The organism is Dyella sp. S184 (assembly GCF_009766065.1).
In the GTDB taxonomy this organism is placed as follows: domain Bacteria; phylum Pseudomonadota; class Gammaproteobacteria; order Xanthomonadales; family Rhodanobacteraceae; genus Rhodanobacter.
The window spans coordinates 234,125-249,633 of record NZ_LMUE01000009.1 but is presented as its reverse complement, the minus strand read 5'-3'; the positions used below and the strand labels follow the sequence as shown (position 1 = coordinate 249,633).

Annotated in this window: 17 protein-coding genes; 6 read left to right on the top strand and 11 right to left on the bottom strand. The window is 56.7% G+C overall.

Going from position 1 to position 15,509, the window contains the following annotated elements; genetic code table 11:
• The first annotated feature begins 509 nt into the window (after positions 1-509).
• Complete coding sequence (locus tag GSQ75_RS13270) at positions 510-2,195, top strand: MobA/MobL family protein (protein ID WP_158755353.1); 1,686 nt, start codon at positions 510-512, stop codon at positions 2,193-2,195.
• A 45-nt stretch (positions 2,196-2,240) separates the two neighbouring features.
• Here the strand turns inward: GSQ75_RS13270 and GSQ75_RS13265 are convergent, their stop codons facing one another.
• The 3 genes from GSQ75_RS13265 to GSQ75_RS19070 form a co-directional block, all read right to left on the bottom strand.
• Positions 2,241-3,941 carry an AAA family ATPase gene (locus tag GSQ75_RS13265; RefSeq protein WP_158755352.1) on the bottom strand — a complete coding sequence of 567 codons (1,701 nt, stop codon included), beginning with the start codon at positions 3,939-3,941 and terminating at the stop codon, positions 2,241-2,243.
• A 258-nt stretch (positions 3,942-4,199) separates the two neighbouring features.
• Positions 4,200-5,249 (bottom strand): DUF4238 domain-containing protein, encoded by a 1,050-nt coding sequence (locus GSQ75_RS13260; RefSeq protein WP_158755351.1) that lies wholly within the window; start codon positions 5,247-5,249, stop codon positions 4,200-4,202.
• On the bottom strand, positions 5,213-5,554 hold the full coding sequence (locus GSQ75_RS19070) for a hypothetical protein (RefSeq protein WP_216840684.1): 342 nt from the start codon (positions 5,552-5,554) through the stop codon (positions 5,213-5,215). The genes GSQ75_RS13260 and GSQ75_RS19070 overlap by 37 nt, the downstream gene beginning before the upstream one ends.
• A gap of 204 nt (positions 5,555-5,758) precedes the next feature.
• On the opposite strand from GSQ75_RS19070, the gene GSQ75_RS13255 reads away from it, so the two are divergent.
• Positions 5,759-7,243 carry a HEPN domain-containing protein gene (locus GSQ75_RS13255; RefSeq protein WP_158755350.1) on the top strand — a complete coding sequence of 495 codons (1,485 nt, stop codon included), beginning with the start codon at positions 5,759-5,761 and terminating at the stop codon, positions 7,241-7,243.
• A gap of 488 nt (positions 7,244-7,731) precedes the next feature.
• On the opposite strand, the gene GSQ75_RS13250 is transcribed toward GSQ75_RS13255, so the two are convergent.
• From GSQ75_RS13250 to bamE, 5 genes are all read right to left on the bottom strand, one after another.
• Positions 7,732-8,466, bottom strand: a complete 735-nt coding sequence (locus GSQ75_RS13250; protein ID WP_158755349.1) for an ATP-binding protein — start codon at positions 8,464-8,466, stop codon at positions 7,732-7,734.
• Positions 8,460-9,971 carry an IS21 family transposase gene (gene istA / locus GSQ75_RS13245; RefSeq protein ID WP_158755348.1) on the bottom strand — a complete coding sequence of 504 codons (1,512 nt, stop codon included), beginning with the start codon at positions 9,969-9,971 and terminating at the stop codon, positions 8,460-8,462. The genes GSQ75_RS13250 and istA overlap by 7 nt, the downstream gene beginning before the upstream one ends.
• Positions 9,972-10,296: 325 nt before the next feature.
• Positions 10,297-10,665 carry a hypothetical protein gene (locus tag GSQ75_RS13240; RefSeq protein WP_158755347.1) on the bottom strand — a complete coding sequence of 123 codons (369 nt, stop codon included), beginning with the start codon at positions 10,663-10,665 and terminating at the stop codon, positions 10,297-10,299.
• Positions 10,666-10,678: 13 nt separating this feature from the next.
• Positions 10,679-11,245, bottom strand: a complete 567-nt coding sequence (locus GSQ75_RS13235) for a hypothetical protein (protein WP_158755346.1) — start codon at positions 11,243-11,245, stop codon at positions 10,679-10,681.
• Between the two features lie 11 nt (positions 11,246-11,256).
• On the bottom strand, positions 11,257-11,610 hold the full coding sequence (gene bamE, locus GSQ75_RS13230; protein WP_158755345.1) for an outer membrane protein assembly factor BamE: 354 nt from the start codon (positions 11,608-11,610) through the stop codon (positions 11,257-11,259).
• A 188-nt stretch (positions 11,611-11,798) separates the two neighbouring features.
• Here bamE and GSQ75_RS13225 point away from each other — a divergent pair, with 188 nt between their 5' ends.
• On the top strand, positions 11,799-12,101 hold the full coding sequence (locus GSQ75_RS13225; protein WP_158755344.1) for a helix-turn-helix transcriptional regulator: 303 nt from the start codon (positions 11,799-11,801) through the stop codon (positions 12,099-12,101).
• A 205-nt stretch (positions 12,102-12,306) separates the two neighbouring features.
• Here the strand turns inward: GSQ75_RS13225 and GSQ75_RS13220 are convergent, their stop codons facing one another.
• From GSQ75_RS13220 to GSQ75_RS13210, 3 genes are all read right to left on the bottom strand, one after another.
• Positions 12,307-12,567 carry a hypothetical protein gene (locus tag GSQ75_RS13220; RefSeq protein ID WP_158755343.1) on the bottom strand — a complete coding sequence of 87 codons (261 nt, stop codon included), beginning with the start codon at positions 12,565-12,567 and terminating at the stop codon, positions 12,307-12,309.
• A gap of 67 nt (positions 12,568-12,634) precedes the next feature.
• Entirely contained in the window at positions 12,635-13,012 is a 378-nt protein-coding gene (locus GSQ75_RS13215; RefSeq protein WP_158755342.1) for a hypothetical protein, read from the bottom strand.
• 9 nt (positions 13,013-13,021) lie between these two features.
• Positions 13,022-13,927, bottom strand: a complete 906-nt coding sequence (locus tag GSQ75_RS13210) for an RHS repeat-associated core domain-containing protein (protein WP_158755341.1) — start codon at positions 13,925-13,927, stop codon at positions 13,022-13,024.
• 350 nt (positions 13,928-14,277) lie between these two features.
• Here GSQ75_RS13210 and GSQ75_RS13205 point away from each other — a divergent pair, with 350 nt between their 5' ends.
• The 3 genes from GSQ75_RS13205 to GSQ75_RS13195 all read left to right on the top strand — a co-directional run bounded on the left by GSQ75_RS13205 (position 14,278) and on the right by GSQ75_RS13195 (position 15,441).
• The gene (locus GSQ75_RS13205) at positions 14,278-14,604 is read left to right on the top strand and encodes a hypothetical protein (protein ID WP_158755340.1); all 327 of its coding nucleotides are present in this window, start codon (positions 14,278-14,280) and stop codon (positions 14,602-14,604) included.
• Positions 14,605-14,797: 193 nt separating this feature from the next.
• Positions 14,798-15,088, top strand: coding sequence for a hypothetical protein (locus GSQ75_RS13200; RefSeq protein ID WP_158755339.1), 291 nt, complete (start codon positions 14,798-14,800; stop codon positions 15,086-15,088).
• Between the two features lie 125 nt (positions 15,089-15,213).
• The gene (locus GSQ75_RS13195; RefSeq protein ID WP_158755338.1) at positions 15,214-15,441 is read left to right on the top strand and encodes a hypothetical protein; all 228 of its coding nucleotides are present in this window, start codon (positions 15,214-15,216) and stop codon (positions 15,439-15,441) included.
• The last annotated feature ends 68 nt before the right edge of the window (positions 15,442-15,509 follow it).

Sequence of the window (15,509 nt, the reverse complement as noted above, 5' to 3'; positions counted from 1 at the left end):
GTCTTGTCAATCATCGGGAGACGCATCGATGGTTCACGTTTATTAGATGTTTTTTCTTCTTAAATCAATTGTTTAGACTTTAGATATTAAGCATTGTAGCTCCATTCTCTCCTCCTGCTCTCCTGCTGGGCCTTCGACAACCCTAGTTTTGCCCTAGGCTGAGGTCCGCCTGGGGTCCAGCTGTGTGCGAACTATTGGTCACCCATTCCGTACTAGACCGCGGCGCAACCGCGTTTTCAAACAGTCGATAGCCCAGAGCGCGTCTTCACTGTTGTTCCAACAGGCCGCTCACAGCACCCGCCAACACTAACCGTCCAGCCAAAGCCAGAGGCGCCACCGCCGTGGTCAGCTGACCGACGCCACAAACCAGTATCCCTTGTGTCAAGGAGACTTGACATCCGCCGATGGTCTGGTTTGATGGTGCTGGGGCGAGCAGACACTCACGTGTCCGGTCGGCCAGCCATCAGTGTTTTGGGTCATGGATGACCACACGCATTCAAGGATGATCTATGCGACATGCTCGCCCCCACCTTCAAACCCACGGTCGCTCGCAGGGACATTCCGCCGTCGCAGGCGCGGCTTACAGGCTTGGCCTCCGCCTTTACGACGAACGCACGAAGACCTGGCATGACTTCCGCAGACGCAAGTTGGGCGAGGAGATCGTTGCTGCCCTAACCCTTGCTCCCGAAGGGGCGCCGGATTGGGCCACTGATCCCGGACAGTTATGGAACCGGGCCGAGGCGGCCGAGTTGAGAAAAGATTCTCAGGTGGCCAGGGACTATCGGATCCCGGTGCCCTTTGGTCTCTCAGATGAGCAAGCCACCGACATGGCAACGCAGATGGCTCAGTTCATTGTTGATCAGCTGCACACGGCCGTGTCACTCGGACTCCACCGAGATGCGGATGTGGATGCCCTGGGAGCGGTGAAGCCGAAAGAAAAGCAGGGCTACCACGCACACATTTACATTCCGACCCGTCGGCTCGAACAACTGGAACAAGCAGAGGGCGATGGCACGTCCAAATCCGATTGGGGGTTACACACCAAGTTTGCCTTTCTAACGGGGCGGCGTTCGTCGTCGGATTTTGTCGAGCGGTTGAATGCTCGGTGGGCTGAGTTGGCCAACGAGTTCACTGCCGCGAATGAGTTGCCTGCGGACTACACCCACCTCAGTTACGCCCGGCAAGGTCTGCCCTTCGTGCCTCAGCCGACGCTGGGACAAGCAGTCGTTGCGATGGAGCGCAAAGGTTTTTTCACGCGAAAGGGAAACGCGGTTCGGGACATCGTTGTTCCTTCCGAGATCCACAAAGTTGCCAATGGCGCCGCGATGGATGCGCAACATCAACAGGCGGTCGCCGATCTTGCCCGGGAAATGGGAAAGCTCGTTCGGCCGAATGAAGCAAGCAAGCCGTTGGTTACTCCGGGCCGCCAAGCGGAATCATCTCGGGATGAGCAGGCGGACGGCCCGCCGACAGCGCCGAGCCCGCTGCCGAAGCCACCCATGACCGCACTGGCTGGATCCTTGGTGGCGCGGTTTCACGCGGCTGCACCGGCGCCGACGACGCCTGAAGAACGGCGGTTGTTCATTCGTGTTTTGAAAATTGCGGCCGTGGTCGAACGGGTGCTGGCCGCATTGAATGACTTGGCGCACAGGTTCCGTAAGCACGCGGAAGACCTGGGCCGACGCATGGCGGCGAAACTTGACACGGATTACCAGCTCGATGGGTGTAGGGCTCAACGCGCGTCGGCGAAAGAAAAGCTTGAACAGTGGGAGGCGAACCACCGGTGGCAAGTCGTCACAGCCCGCGCGTTTGGCGCTGACGGCATCAAGCCAAAAGCATGGCAATCGTTGATTGGAACGTTCGAGGCCTGCCAACGCCGTGTTCAAACCATGAAAGCCACCCTGCGCTCGCATCAGGTGTATTTGGATAATTTCGCCGATGACGAAGCCCAGTTGAGGGTGCAGCAGGCTGATACGCGCCAGCGATTGAGGGCGGCGTTAGGGACGATGGTCGCACTCGATCAGGGTTCGGTCGAGCCGCTGCTGTCCGTGACAAGTGGGGTCGAGCTCGAATGGCTCAGGGCTCACTTGCCGGATATGGGGACAACGATGGATGGGGTGCCACAAGGTTCGGAGCCCAGCGAGGCCGTGGCGCGGTTACGGCCTGTGGGGCGTCGAGTGGTTGGAGCGCCTTAGGTTAAGGATGATCGACACTGGCCCACAATGAAATCGGACGGTTTTCTACATGAGCACGTCTGGCAAATGGGGTCTCAAAGCTGCAATCACCTCTTCGTCATTTCTGCGCAAGCGTCTTCGAGCGCGCTCGATGTATGAAGGGATCGTTAGCCCGAAGTATCCGGTTGTGCGACCAACCATACCTTTGTGATTGAACACGCGAAGGATACCTATGTAGTCGCGATGCTCAATTAGGCGCTCTGCTTCTCGAAGATGGCCCTGAAAGATCGTCGGAACATCAATGGAGGCACCCAACGTATTTAACCATGTGGAGATCTGTTCGATGTTCCCCGATCCATCGAAGCGTCCGAGGGCCAAGGTAATGTCACGTCTAGTTAGTTCCAAGGCGTGTTGCTGTTTCATTCGGGAGAACTCGCTAAAAACCATCTCCACTGTTAGCTCAACAGCATTCGCTGGGGCGTCGAGTTGCTTAGCAAGAACATTCAGAACGGCTGGGACGAGAAAAAGGTTTTCAATCTCAGAAACCTTGAGGGCATATACATTGGAGTTCTGGTATCCATTGATTTGCCCGTCGGAAAGATGGTCTCGATCAACTATGCCAACGCAGTCAATGTGATGAAGGTCGTGTGTTTCACGAAAAGCCTTAGTCGCAGCGAGGACAGTGGCGCATCCTCCAACCGGTCGAATGTAAAGCCCTGGGAAGGCTGCACGGCAGACATCGTAGTCAATGGACTGATAGTTTCCCTCCACAAATGCAACGGGACGGCGACTACCTAGAATTTCCAGGTAAGTTTCCTGCGGGATACTTTCCGATTGGGGGAGTTCGAACCAGTCGAAGTTGCTGCCATCCGAGCTACGCAACCAAATTTTCGTCGCATCAGCACGACCTTCGGCAAACGCTAAGTCATGAGTGATGTAGATGAACTGGCAGTCATGTCGCTCTGCTTCTATGGTGTCCCATAGTTTCTGCTGTATCGCGCGATGTAAATGAAGTTCGGGCTCATCAATGACAATGATGGTGTTGGGCGAAGCACAGAGGCATTGTCCCACCAAGTAGAACACTGCTCGTTCGCCGTCACTCATTGCCGCAGCCGAATATGGCTTCGCGTCCGTCAGTGCCTGCCGGACAACGACTTCACTGCTTTCAAAATCAAGTGTCCTGTGCGGCAGGACAGACTCCCAGACGCGCTTGACCCTATCTAGGATAGTTTCTGGCGCGTCGATGCGGTGGTCGGTGCTCTTATAGCGCTTATTGAATTCAATGAGCTGCCCGTAATTTTCGGAAAAAAGGAGAACAAGAAGCTTGTCGTAGTCGGAGAGTGGGGCGTATGCAATGGTGTCAGGGCTAACGTTCCCGTATCGGCTGGTTAGCTTTTGAGATTGCCTGTTCCGTTCCCAAGTGGGCACATCCCAGTTGGGTGGACGCTCTGCCCATTGAAAGCGGTCATGTGCATCTCTTAGACCGATGGGGCTTGCGATTTTTGGAAAGCTTAGCGAGCGTTGAGCGGGTATGCGATGCACAAGCTCGTGATAGGGGCTGACGGTTTCGAACCATACTCCAAGCCTCGTTTTCCCCGAGCCGTTTGCCCCCAAAACCACTATGCTCGGTGAGCACCTTATGCTGGTTCGCACTTGACGATCATTGGTTGATGCAGGAAATACCACGAACCTTTCGTAGTGATCTGCAATGTCGGCGAAATCCGTTGATGAGGAAGTCGCGACGAATTCTTCCGGAGACGTTTGCACGTTGTGGTTCCCTTTGGGTCTTGGTGCTCGACTGGCTTTACCAGGTTGCCGTTAAAGGCCACGTAGCCTCAGTCTGAAAGCCGAGGGCTCAGTCTGTCATATTCTCATTGACGCACATCTCGTAGTGCGAGTGCTCGACCACATCATCGTCAGCGCAGAGAAAAGCGTGAGCATGGCGGCCCGAGGGCTGATGTGAGACTCCAGATCCATCTTTCAGACCAAGGTGCAGTTCCCACCAAAGCGATCAGTTCAGTGCGCTCATGACGCTGGAAACGGCGTTTCTGGCTCAGAGTCTGGGGATGCCAGAGAGATCAAGTCGGCGACAAGGTTGCCGCCTATGCGTGTTCCCTGTTGACGATTTAGAAAATATCCAAACTCCTCGTCGGAGGCGTAAATCTGCCGCCCTGCATTGACGATGACCATTCCGTTGATTGCGACGACCATCTCGGCGGGAACCACGCAGGCCTGTTCGTCTCCATCAAACACCCCCGACAAGGCGAGCCTGCGAGAAAGTGGAAACACCACTTCGGTCCCACGCAGCGCAAAGCCAGGAGGTGAACGCGGCTCGCGTTCCTGCGTGCCATCCCACTTCAAAACGACAGGATGATCACACGTGATAAACCCGCCCGAATTGGTGCTTGCGACAAAGACAGTCCATTTTCGAGCGATCAAGTAAGGCAATATTTCGTCAAACAGTTCTAGCTCGGTGATGACGTGCTCGGTTGTTGGAACTCCTATTTCGTAGTCGCCTTTGGCGACGAAATCACGCATCTCCTCATAGCTATCCTTGTCGCTGTCTATTTCCACATAGCCATCGGCCGTGGCCTTTTTAACCGTGGCAGACCATCGTTCCCTGGATGAAAGGAGAAGGTCCATGATGATTTCCGCCTGACGTTCTTTTGCACCTCGCATTGTTTCCCGCATGCGGGGATTTCTGACCGCCAGCATCGCAATGAGATTTAAGACCAACACGCGGTCATCTTCATTGGAGATGTTACCGGTGGCTTCAATTCGGTCTAGGGCGTCACTAACGCGCGTCTCAAATCCGGAGAACGCAGATTCAATTGAGTTGGGGTGATGTCCATCAACCTCAATGCGGTTGAAGTCGCGTTCGGCAGCAACTTTGGAAGGCGGTGCCCGAAATGATTTCCTTGTTCTTCCATCGACCACATAGAGCTGGGAGTTCTTGTTTCGATCCGTTGTGAAGCCTTTGAGGTAGCACTGCGGCACCCAGTGGTGTTTCCTAGCCTCGCCTCCGCTCATGGCTTCGATCACCGTTCCGAGTGATTGGTCCGGCAGCCCAGACATTTCCGGTAAGGTCCCCAACGCCCTTCTCGGACACTGCCCAACAAGCATCCACATGCCGGGCAGCTGAGGCTCTTGCCCTCTTTCCACCGCCAGATCCGGGTGGCCTGAATGGCAAAGAGGACCAGGCATGTCGCAGTGGCGACAAGGGTGATCAACCAAGGAAGATCGAGGGATGGCGTGGGGGCAGCTATTTGGGCGAAGGCGTTGTAGAACGCCGAAATACCCATCGCTATCGGAACAGCAATGATCATCGGCAGAAAACAGATCGCCAGCAGCCGCACGCACATTTTATCGACATTTGACATGGAACCCCCTAAATCGTCCGCCCACGTATGGTGTGGCAGGGCGTCTGTGTTGGACAAGTCATCCGACATCGTAAGTCAGAGCAATCTCAGGGATTGAGATTGCGCCGGCTAAAATGCAGCCGTAGACACTGGGCCCCAGATCGAAGGATTGGGCGCCTTTCAGGATGAAGGATGAAGATCCAAGCGAGTGAAGGATAGGTTCAAATGGCCAAGACAAATCGCAAGCAGTCGTCGCACCATGGTTCGTTTTCCTTGCCTGATGGCAGGACTGTCTTCGGTGAGGTGCTGATTGAGGGACAAGACACTACGCTTACGTTGAAAGATGCCTCAAAAATCGGTCTCGGCTATGGAAGGCAACACATCCACGGAATGAGCGTAGATGGGCATCACATCACGTGCGTGGACTGCCTCCATTTGGGGGAAGGAAGCACCTCGCAAGGGCGCTTGACCAGCCATTACACGAAACTGTTCCCGCACTTGGTTGTAGTTGGCGCGGTGCATCTGGATCCGGATGCCGCGACGGTCACCAGCGTGTCTTTCACAACTAGCGACTTGAAGACACTGTTTCACGATCATGACGCATTCGGCTTGGTGGTCAATGCTGCGGCGATCATGGATGTGGTGCTGGCGGAGAATCGCAAGCATCGGCCGATCGAAGTGGGCGAGGGGCCTGAAGTCCACTACTACACTGGAAAAGATCCCGCGTTGGACATGGATAGCGCCATTGGAAACTTGGTCGTCAGTTATGAACGGCGCACGCGGGTGGGCGGTGTAGATGGTATTCAAGTCAAAAGCGACAGACGCTTCCAGATCAAACCAAGCGAGCCAATCAGTCTTTCAGATGCCCTCGATCGCATCGGCGTCGTAAGACGCTTCTTGTCATTAGCCGCCGGTCGTCCACAAAAAATCATTGACGTCCGCATAAGGACGACGTCTGACACTACTCAATTTAGTCCTCTGCAGGTGCATTGGACCTATGGCCCGAAAGGGCCGCGTGGTGATCTTCATGCGCCAGATTCTTTTGATCGGCCGTTTGATCCCATTGCGCACCCTGACGAGTTCGTCGAAGTGTTTCGAAACTGGATCGGCCGTGATGACAAAATGCGAATTCCACGGACTAGATTGCTGACGTGTCTACGAAAGACCAACCGGTATGACCCCGACCGGCTGGTGGCGGCTGCAAACGTGTTTGACCTGCTTCCGTCGGAGGCTTGTCCATCGGTCACTCCTCTGCCAGCGGAGATGGTCAAGTTTAAGGACGACGCTTTGAAGCTTCTTAAAGATAGAGGTTTTCCAAAATCGCCAGAAAGGGACCGTGCGCTTGGCGACATTGGGCGATTGGGGAAACCATCTCTGACAAGCAAGGTGCTACATCGCTGGACGACAGCCAGCAAAGACATCCCAAACATGTTTCCGGACATCGATTACGTGCTCAAACAGGCGGTGAAGTGCCGCAACCATTTCGTGCACGGACCATCGGACTCGTTCGAATACGAGCGTGCCGAGCCCTTCATATTCCTCTTCACGGATGCGTTGGAGTTCGTGTTTGTATTCGCAGATCTGGTGGAGGCCGGTTGGAACCCCACTCAGTGGCGCGGGCGTCACTATTCAGATGGCCACATGTTCAGTCGATTTCGGATGATGTATCCGGAAAACGCTGCAAGGTTCAAAGCTGCGATGGAGGCGTGACGGTCACCCTGTCGTCGTGGGCATCAAATCCAATGGCATGCACAAGTCAAACCGCCGTAACTGGCCAGCCTGTGCCATTATGGCGGCCAGGGTGTTCCAGACTCGTGTCCCACCCCGACCAGAATATCCAGGTGGATATTCTGGTGCATCTGGCCACTCAGTCTGAAACAACCTGGCCACTTGCACGCAAACCGCTTGAAAACAGGGGTTTCTTCGAGGAAGGTTTTTTTGATCTTTCTTCCCTTATAGATGGTTACGCTGGTCGCACTGGCCGCCAGTCTGGAACTGTCTGGCCACCAGAATGGTGCGCTGGCCAGCCTCGCCATCCCCCGTTTCTCACGGGAAATCGCGGGCTTTCAGGCCCGCATGTCGCGGGCTCGGTTTGGCCAGAAGGAACCAGACCTGGCGGCCAACTGGGTCAGACTCAATGAAATGGACACACGGACGCTGACGTGGCCCACCGCATCATGGGACAACCAGCCAGCGGCTCAGCCGCGGCGAGGGGTCTTGGGGCCGGCCACGCGCTTCAAGACGATCGGTTTGGCTTGTTCAAGCAGCCGGCCAAAGATGGCATCAGCCGCGGTGGCATCTTCAAAATAGCCATCCCAATCTTCGACGGCATTGGGGGAGGCGACCATCACCGCTTTGCCATGACGCTCGCGCCCATCCAGCAGTTGACGCAGCCAATGGCTCTCCTCGGTGGTGGCTCGCTCGGTGGCGAAGTCATCCAACACCAGGAGTTTGATCCGGCCCAACCGTTTGAGAAACGCCGCCAGCGTGCCGGCGCTTTTTTCGATGGCACACGCAGCGAGTAACTCCGGCACGCGCCAATACTCCACCGACAATCGGGCGAACGTGGCCTCACGTGCCAGGGCCGCTGCAAGATACGTTTTGCCTGTGCGGGTCGCGCCGGTGAGGATCACGGTTTGTCCGAGGCGGATCCAATCGCACGTCGCCAGGTTGCCCAACACCTGGGCTGACAGGCCGCGAGCTGAGCTCACCCAGACGTCGCCCATGGCGATGTTCGGTGGCAGGTCGGCTCGCACCAGGAAACACCGCGTGCGTTTGGCTGCCGATGCCTGCGCCTGAGCGAGCGCCAAAGCCAACACACATTCGGTGTGTGGCTTCCCTCGATTGGCCGGATCGTCCACCCACTGCTTCAAGCGCTCGGCCATCGGCCCCAACTTCAAAGTCTGCAACGCTTCCACGGTCTCGGTCAGCATTGCACTACCTCCGCGTGATAACGGGCGCCGCGTGCGTTGGAGTTTCGAGGTGTCGCCGGTTGTTTCTTGGCCGCTGACGCGGTGTTGTCGAGCAGGCGTTTCAGGGTGGTGATCTTGGGTGAGCGCAGATCCAGCGATCGGCGCGCGGCTTCATCGAGTGCAGCGGTGCCGTGGGTGCGCGCCAACGAGCGCAACGTGTCGCACGCAGGCAATCCCAGGAAGGGCTGCGGTCGATCCAGTTGATGTTTGGCGAAACGAAGAACGTGTGGGCCGGCTTCTTTGGCCCATGCCAACATGCCTTCCGGCGACCGCTCCCCCTGGGCCCGGTGCGCTTCCGGTTGATGGGAGGCCAAGGTGGTGTGGCCACCCATCACGGCGCTGCGCACATGGTGGGCCACGCACTGCCGCCCATGCATGATGTCCACATGCTTCTCGGTCACGCGCGCATCGAGACGCTTGCCAATGAGGCCATGCGGCACAGAATAAAAATGCCCAACGACGGCCACGTGGTAATCCCTTGGCACCGTCGGGATCGTGACCCATTCTGCATACACATACGGATGCAGAGGGAGCGGTTTGAGTGCGGCACGTTCCAGCGTTTCAAAGCGTGCACGGCGACTTACGCCATCCTTGACCATGGGGCGATCGTTGGCTTCATCCAGGAGCTTGGCGATTTCGGCGTTCAACTCTTCCAGCGAATAGAAGTGCTGGTGGCGCAGGCGGGACAGGATGCGCTGTTGTGCAAACTTCACGCCGGCTTCCACCGAGCCTTTGTCGCGGGGCCGATAGGGGCGGGCAGGCAACACGGCCATACCATAGTGCCGGGCAAGGTCCGCATAGGTGCGCTGGATGGTCGGTGTGCGACCAGCCGTCACCACGGCTGATTTCAGGTTGTCCGGAACGATGACTTCGGGCACACCGCCAAAGTAATCGAGCATGGCGACATGCGCGCGGATGAAGTCCGGCACCTTCTGGGATGGCGTGCATGTGGCAAACATCAACGAGCTCGCGCCCAGCACACCGACGAAGAGTTCGACGTGCACTTTTTCGCGGGTCTTGGGATCTATGTAGTGCGGCCGCAAACCGGAGTAATCCACAAACAACCGTTCGCCGGGTTTGTGGTGTTGCCGCATCACGCTCGGCAGCGTCGCGCGGTAGCGGTTCAACCGTGCAGCAAGATGGGAGTAAGAGAGCGTGTTGTGGGGATCCTCGCGGCGGTAGTCCTCCCACAGCAGCTGCAAGGTCATGCCTTTGGGTTGGAGCTGTTCATGCAAGAGGGCGAGGTCTGGCGCGCGCTTGGATTTGCCACCGTTCGCCGGACGGTTGAAGAGTTGGTGGAGGCCTTCGGGGTCGAGTGTCGAGACGGTCTCCCACGACAACCGCTTGGTCTTGGCGATGTTCCGGTACCGTCCCACGGTGGTCTTGGAGATACCGGCCGAGGCACCGATTTGGCGGTCCGTGAGAGAGGTGGTCAAGATCAGGCGAACGGCATCAAACTGTTTCATAGCGAAGGTTTGCAACTCTTGGAAAGGGGCCGTTTTGTAGTTGAAAACTGGGCCCTGTCAAACGCCGGAAATTACGGCTCGGCGAATCGACAATCTGATGAGGTTCCTCGGTCAGATCGCCCTAAAGCCCCAGCAAAATGTGTGACGCACATCGTCATTCGCGATATTGACGCGCGGTTTGTTTGTGAGAAATTCAGTCCCGTTTTGCCGGAACATTTACTGGATCGGATGAATGAAAAAGCCGCCCATTCGGGCGGCTTGGGGGCGTTAATTGAGGTCGCCTCCCCTACCTCTGAGGGCCCGTTGAGGTCACCCGTTCGATCAATCAGTTGCTGAGCACCTTGCTCAGTCGCTTGTGATCCCACGAGGACACTTTCCCGTTGTCCGTTTTCAAGTCATCCCACTGGATCGCGTTGCCATCGTCGATGACCTCAGCGGTCATGGTGAACTGTGGCGAGCGACGATCTGCCGAAGTGATTTTGAGGTTGGTGCCGTTCTGTGTGTAGGTCACTTGCCGCTCGGTGTTGCCGACGTCCATGGACATCGCAGAGGACGTTTGCACGTGCATCTCAAAACTGCGGTTGTCACTTCTGTAGTTGCCGCTGATCTGTGCCACTGACTTGCTGCATCCGGCGACCGCCAGCGCAGCAGTCACCGCCAAGGTCAACACGAAGCATGCTTTGTGTGAAGTCATGGGAGCTCCTGGATCACGAATGGATGAAGGTTTCGAGGCGGGCGTGCCACTCCACCGCCTGTGCATGGTTTCTCTTCGCGGCGCCAAAGCCCCAGTTATCGCTCCACTCGTTGAACCGGACACGGATGGTGGGATGATCCAGGCTGCTGGTGTTCAGATCGATGCAGTTTTTGCACGACACCACGCCGGTGGCCACGCCCCGGTAGTGCCGCGTCAGATCGGTCCAGCGGTGGTTCCAGCTGCGGATCTCGTCCTTGCTCAGCACCCAGACTTTTCCGCGATCGTCCTTGGCCCAGACCCGGCCCGAGTTCGCGTCAATCGCCAGATTTTTGCACCGATGTGTGGCGGTGAATGGTTCTTGCCCGGACGGTACCGGCAAGGCGGTGGCCGTCGTTCCCTTCCTCAGCGCTTTGAAGAGGGTTGGCCACAAGAACCAGACACCAGACGCGGTCAGGATCCAAACTAGAAACCACAAGACGGGTGATAACCCGACGTGAAAAGGCAGAAGCATGGCGAGGACCGGGCGCAGGATGTAGCCGGCCACCACGGCGATCAGTAACCGCACGATCGGATGGTTCATGGCGCGTCTCCTTACTGCTTCGTTGCTTGGTTGTGGACGTGAGACAAGCGGCCCGATGCATCGAAGGTCAGTTCAAGGATCTGGCTGGCCATGGTGCTTTTGCCACCGATCATCGAAGCGAGCGGCACGTAGCTCATGGCGTTGGATTGCGTGGATGTGAAGGAGTAAACCCAGGTGGTCGCGCCGTCCTGGTTAGACACGGTGTCTGGTGATCCGAGCTTGGCTTGGACATCGGCTTCGGTGGTTGTGCCGATGTGGAAACCGCTGACTGCCGTGGGGTCGAACGGGCGGCCGGTGGTGGTGGCGCAGGCGGCAAGGAGCAGAGCGGCCAGAGCGGATGCCGCGAGCCGAAATGAGATCTTCATGGATGGTTTCCCCTGTTTTGTGCAAGCGGATGACGGAATACATCCAGGGCCACCCGCCCGATCCCTGGCGTGGCCAGAGTAGCGTCCATTTTGACTGTCTAGTTGAACAGCGACTAAGCAAGTAGTCGCTACAGGCGTAACGCTTTGACCGGTATAGCTTTATGGCCTGTCCAGTTCCGGAGCAGGTCATGGCCACATCGAAGAAGACGACAGCCCAGCCGGCGAAATCACTGTATCGGCCAGAAAATCAGATCGTGTTGGGCGTTCTTCGCGCACTGCGCGAGCGCACGGGCTTGAACCAAACGGAGTTTGCATTGCGGCTCGGTCGGTCGCAGACCTACGTGAGTGCCGCCGAACGCGGCTCGCGGCTGGATCCGTTGCAAATCCGCGACTGGTGCCATGCGTGCGGCACGGATCTGATCGGCTGGGCCACGGAAATCGAGAAAGCCCTGGGTGGACGCAAGGCTACTTCCCGCAAGGGGAAGGTATAAATAAACAAGCCGCCTTGCGGCGGCTTGGTCGGTGCATCAGCGGTCATGGTGCGGCGGGGCCGCCGCGACCGCCAGGACTTGCCAACGACCCTATGATCGTGTGTCCGGCTGAGTGTGTCTGTCGGAATACGCTGACATTCGTGTGCTTGCTCGACCGGTGTGGTGGTGTAGGCGTCTGCCTTGAATGAGTAGTCGGCGCGCACCTTTACGAATGTGGAACCTTAAGGCCGTTTTCGTGGCATGCAACTAGGATGAAACGACGAAGAACGTCTCGTGAGATCCATGTTTTCTCGGTGAGGTGAAAAACCCAACCTAGAATTTTTTCGTGTGTGTTACAACTTGATAGGGCGATGTTGTATTCGTTGTGCACGTTTATGACGATATGGCCATCCTTGACTAAGACAGTCTTGGCTAGCTCTTCGAAGTGCTTTTTGTATTTCTCGAAATCTGGTTCTTCAAGGGTCATGATCTCTCCTTGGTGAGTGCTAACAACTGATCGCCAGCCTCAATCTGACCGCGAGCCGTTGCCCCGTTTAAGCTGCCCCATTACAAAAGATGGACACCACTTTTTTCCGTTCAACGTCGTATTTCATGTTGATGATCGAACAGCCGCCATCGAAGATCTTGGGGCTCTGTGCTGGGCTTACAATCTGGACCCCCGCGTGGTTGGGGCTAAGAACATAGGTTCCCATCAACAAACGATGTCCATGCGTCACTTGTCCGTAGTAATAACGCCTATACGAACGCAATGAGGTGTTCGCGGGCATCGTCAGGCTTGCCTCAACGGAGCCAATAAGTTTTTCGGAGGGCCTCCAATTTGTTGGACCCTGTGCCGAGGCGCTGAAGGCCAGGAGTGCAAGGGAAAACAGGAGCGCACCGCGAGTGGTCTTGATGTCGTGATGGGTGGCCATGTGTGACATTTACTGTCCGTTGCTTGCTGGTGGCGGTGGCGGCTTCGAATCGTAGTAGCTAGGCCGAATGGGAACATCGTGTTCCTGCCGAACCATGTTCTCGTTTGCCATCGAATGCACCTCGCTGGGCGGGGTAGTCCCAGGTTTTCCATCCCCTTTGTCGTAGCTTTGGACCCCTTGGTCAATGGCACGTGCATGGCCCAATTCGTGAGCAACTCCCACAAACTCAGGCCGCGAGGTGCTGCCGGTGGCATCCTTGCCTCCCGTTGTCTGAGTGGTGTCAATTCGGACATCGGAGCCCGTTCCCTTTCCTCCATTCGCCGATAGCCCCGAAGGGTCTGCCTGCGTTTGGTTACCTGCTCCAGGTTTTACTTGGATAATATTGATGATGTTTGGCGTGTTTTGAAGTTTTTCAATCAAGACATTCCCACCCTTTCCCGCCTGAATTGTTTTGATGTCGTTTTGCATCTGACCCGTAAAAGTCGGATCACCAACAATCTGGATGATTTTTCCAGTCGGGTCGATGTTGAGGATGGGATTGTTGTTCCCATAGTCGTATCGGTTGAAATTGAACGTATTGGCCGCGCTTGGCGATACAGGATCAATACTGAGAAACCGCCCCACAGCAGGGTCGTAGTATCGAGCCTGCATATAGACCAATCCTGTGTCTGGGTCGTTCACATGCCCCGTATACCCAGGGCCATTCGGCGCTGTTCCTAATGCGATGCTGCCATACGGTGCATAGTCAAACGTGGCAGTGATGTTGCCATGCACGTCAGCCTCAGCGAGAGGCGTGCCCTGTGGATCCGTGTAAACGTAAGTGACGGTGCCTTGTTGCGCGCGTAACGCGCCGGCAAACAGGAGGGCCGCGATGCAGCCCACACTAAACAAAATCTTTCCCTGACGACTGCCCATGTCTATGTTCCCCCCGAACATTCCATGCCCCGATGAAGTTGGCTCAGGAAGACTACAACAACCACGTTGGATGTGTCAGAGCGTCGCAAGTCGGATAGCCGACAGCTACTCGATGCAGAAGGGTGATTAACCAGATCAAGAGCGGCCCTACGGTCGGCTTCTCCGGTCAAGGGCCGGTCGGAGCCCGGGTCCTCGCCTTCGGCTGCGGGCCGCACCAGCTCCTCCCTGTCCGCTGCGCGAACCCTCCTTGACCGCGCCTCTCTTCGGGCCACGGCGGCTGCCATCGGCCGCAGGCGAACGCCTGCTGCCTTTCGTTGAAAGGCCAGCAACCACGAAGAGGAAGCAGAGCCATGGCTCGCACGCGGACCGACGATCAGACACATTCCCTTGAACAACTCCGCCAGTGGCTGCCGAAGGGCACCAGGGTGTTCACCATCCTGCGTGCCGTGTCCCGATCGGGGATGAGTCGAGAACTTTCTGTGGTGGTATGGCAGCCCGGGTCAGAGCGTCCGATCCACCCGAACCATCACGTCTGCCAGGTGCTCGGCTTACGTCGCGGCAAGGGCGATGGGGTGGTGATCCAAGGGTGCGGCATGGACATGGGGTTTCATCTGGTTTACGAGCTGGCGTATGCCTTGTATGGCAACAGCGATGCGCTTACGCAGGAGTGGCTGTAGGTGGAGAGCGTCAAGCGCCTACGGTTCAATAGGTGGCGGCGCTAAGAGCCGATCACATCGTGTCGCCCTGATAACGAAAATAGTCGGCGAAGGTGTTTTTGTTCAAACAACCCCGTTTTATCTCCATGTCGGCAAACTTGGTTCCAAATTCGTGACGCTACGCTAAGGGCACAAAAACCAATGGAGCTCACTCATGCTTTATCTGTTTTACCTTCAAACCCTGTTTTACCGCTTCCGGGCTTGGTTCCGTCCCTACGTCCGCTGGGCCATTGCTTATGAAATGGTGTTGGTGTCGGCCAATGGGCTCTTCTGGGGCCACTGGGCGACACCTCTTGCGGACATCGCTCTCAACAATCCCGGGGCGCCACATGTCTATGCCGCGTTGGCTTGTGCGCTCGTATTCAAGTTGATCGCGGTGGCCGGTGGTGTGAGGCTGTTTGTGTTGCGCAAAGAGTGGGTGGAGGTCGGTACTCCGAGGGAGTAGTGGCCGGGCCTCCCTGCCAGAACTACGCAGCAGCTTCTCGCTGCTGCGGTAAGCTGAAAGAAGCCCAGCAAGTCGTGCAGGCACCGCAGCAGAGTGTTCCCAATGAGCAGACAGGGGATTGAACGATGAACAATCAAGAGATCGCAGCAGAATTAAATCGGGCGCGGGTCGCTGTTGAGACCCTGCACGGACAAGGGTTTCAGCAACAGGTTCATATCAACTTGTCGCCGATGGGTCCGGCCGAAGCGGGGACCATTCTGGAAGGCATTCAAGTCCATCCCAATGCGTCGTCAGAGCAAAAGCAAGAAGCTGCCTATTTGTTGGCGGCGTTGAGCAAGAAATTCCCGACGTAAGCAGGTCAAGCATGAACGGAGGCCAATTCTGACCAGCGAGTGGTGTGAGCCGGTGCGAGTTGCTTCCG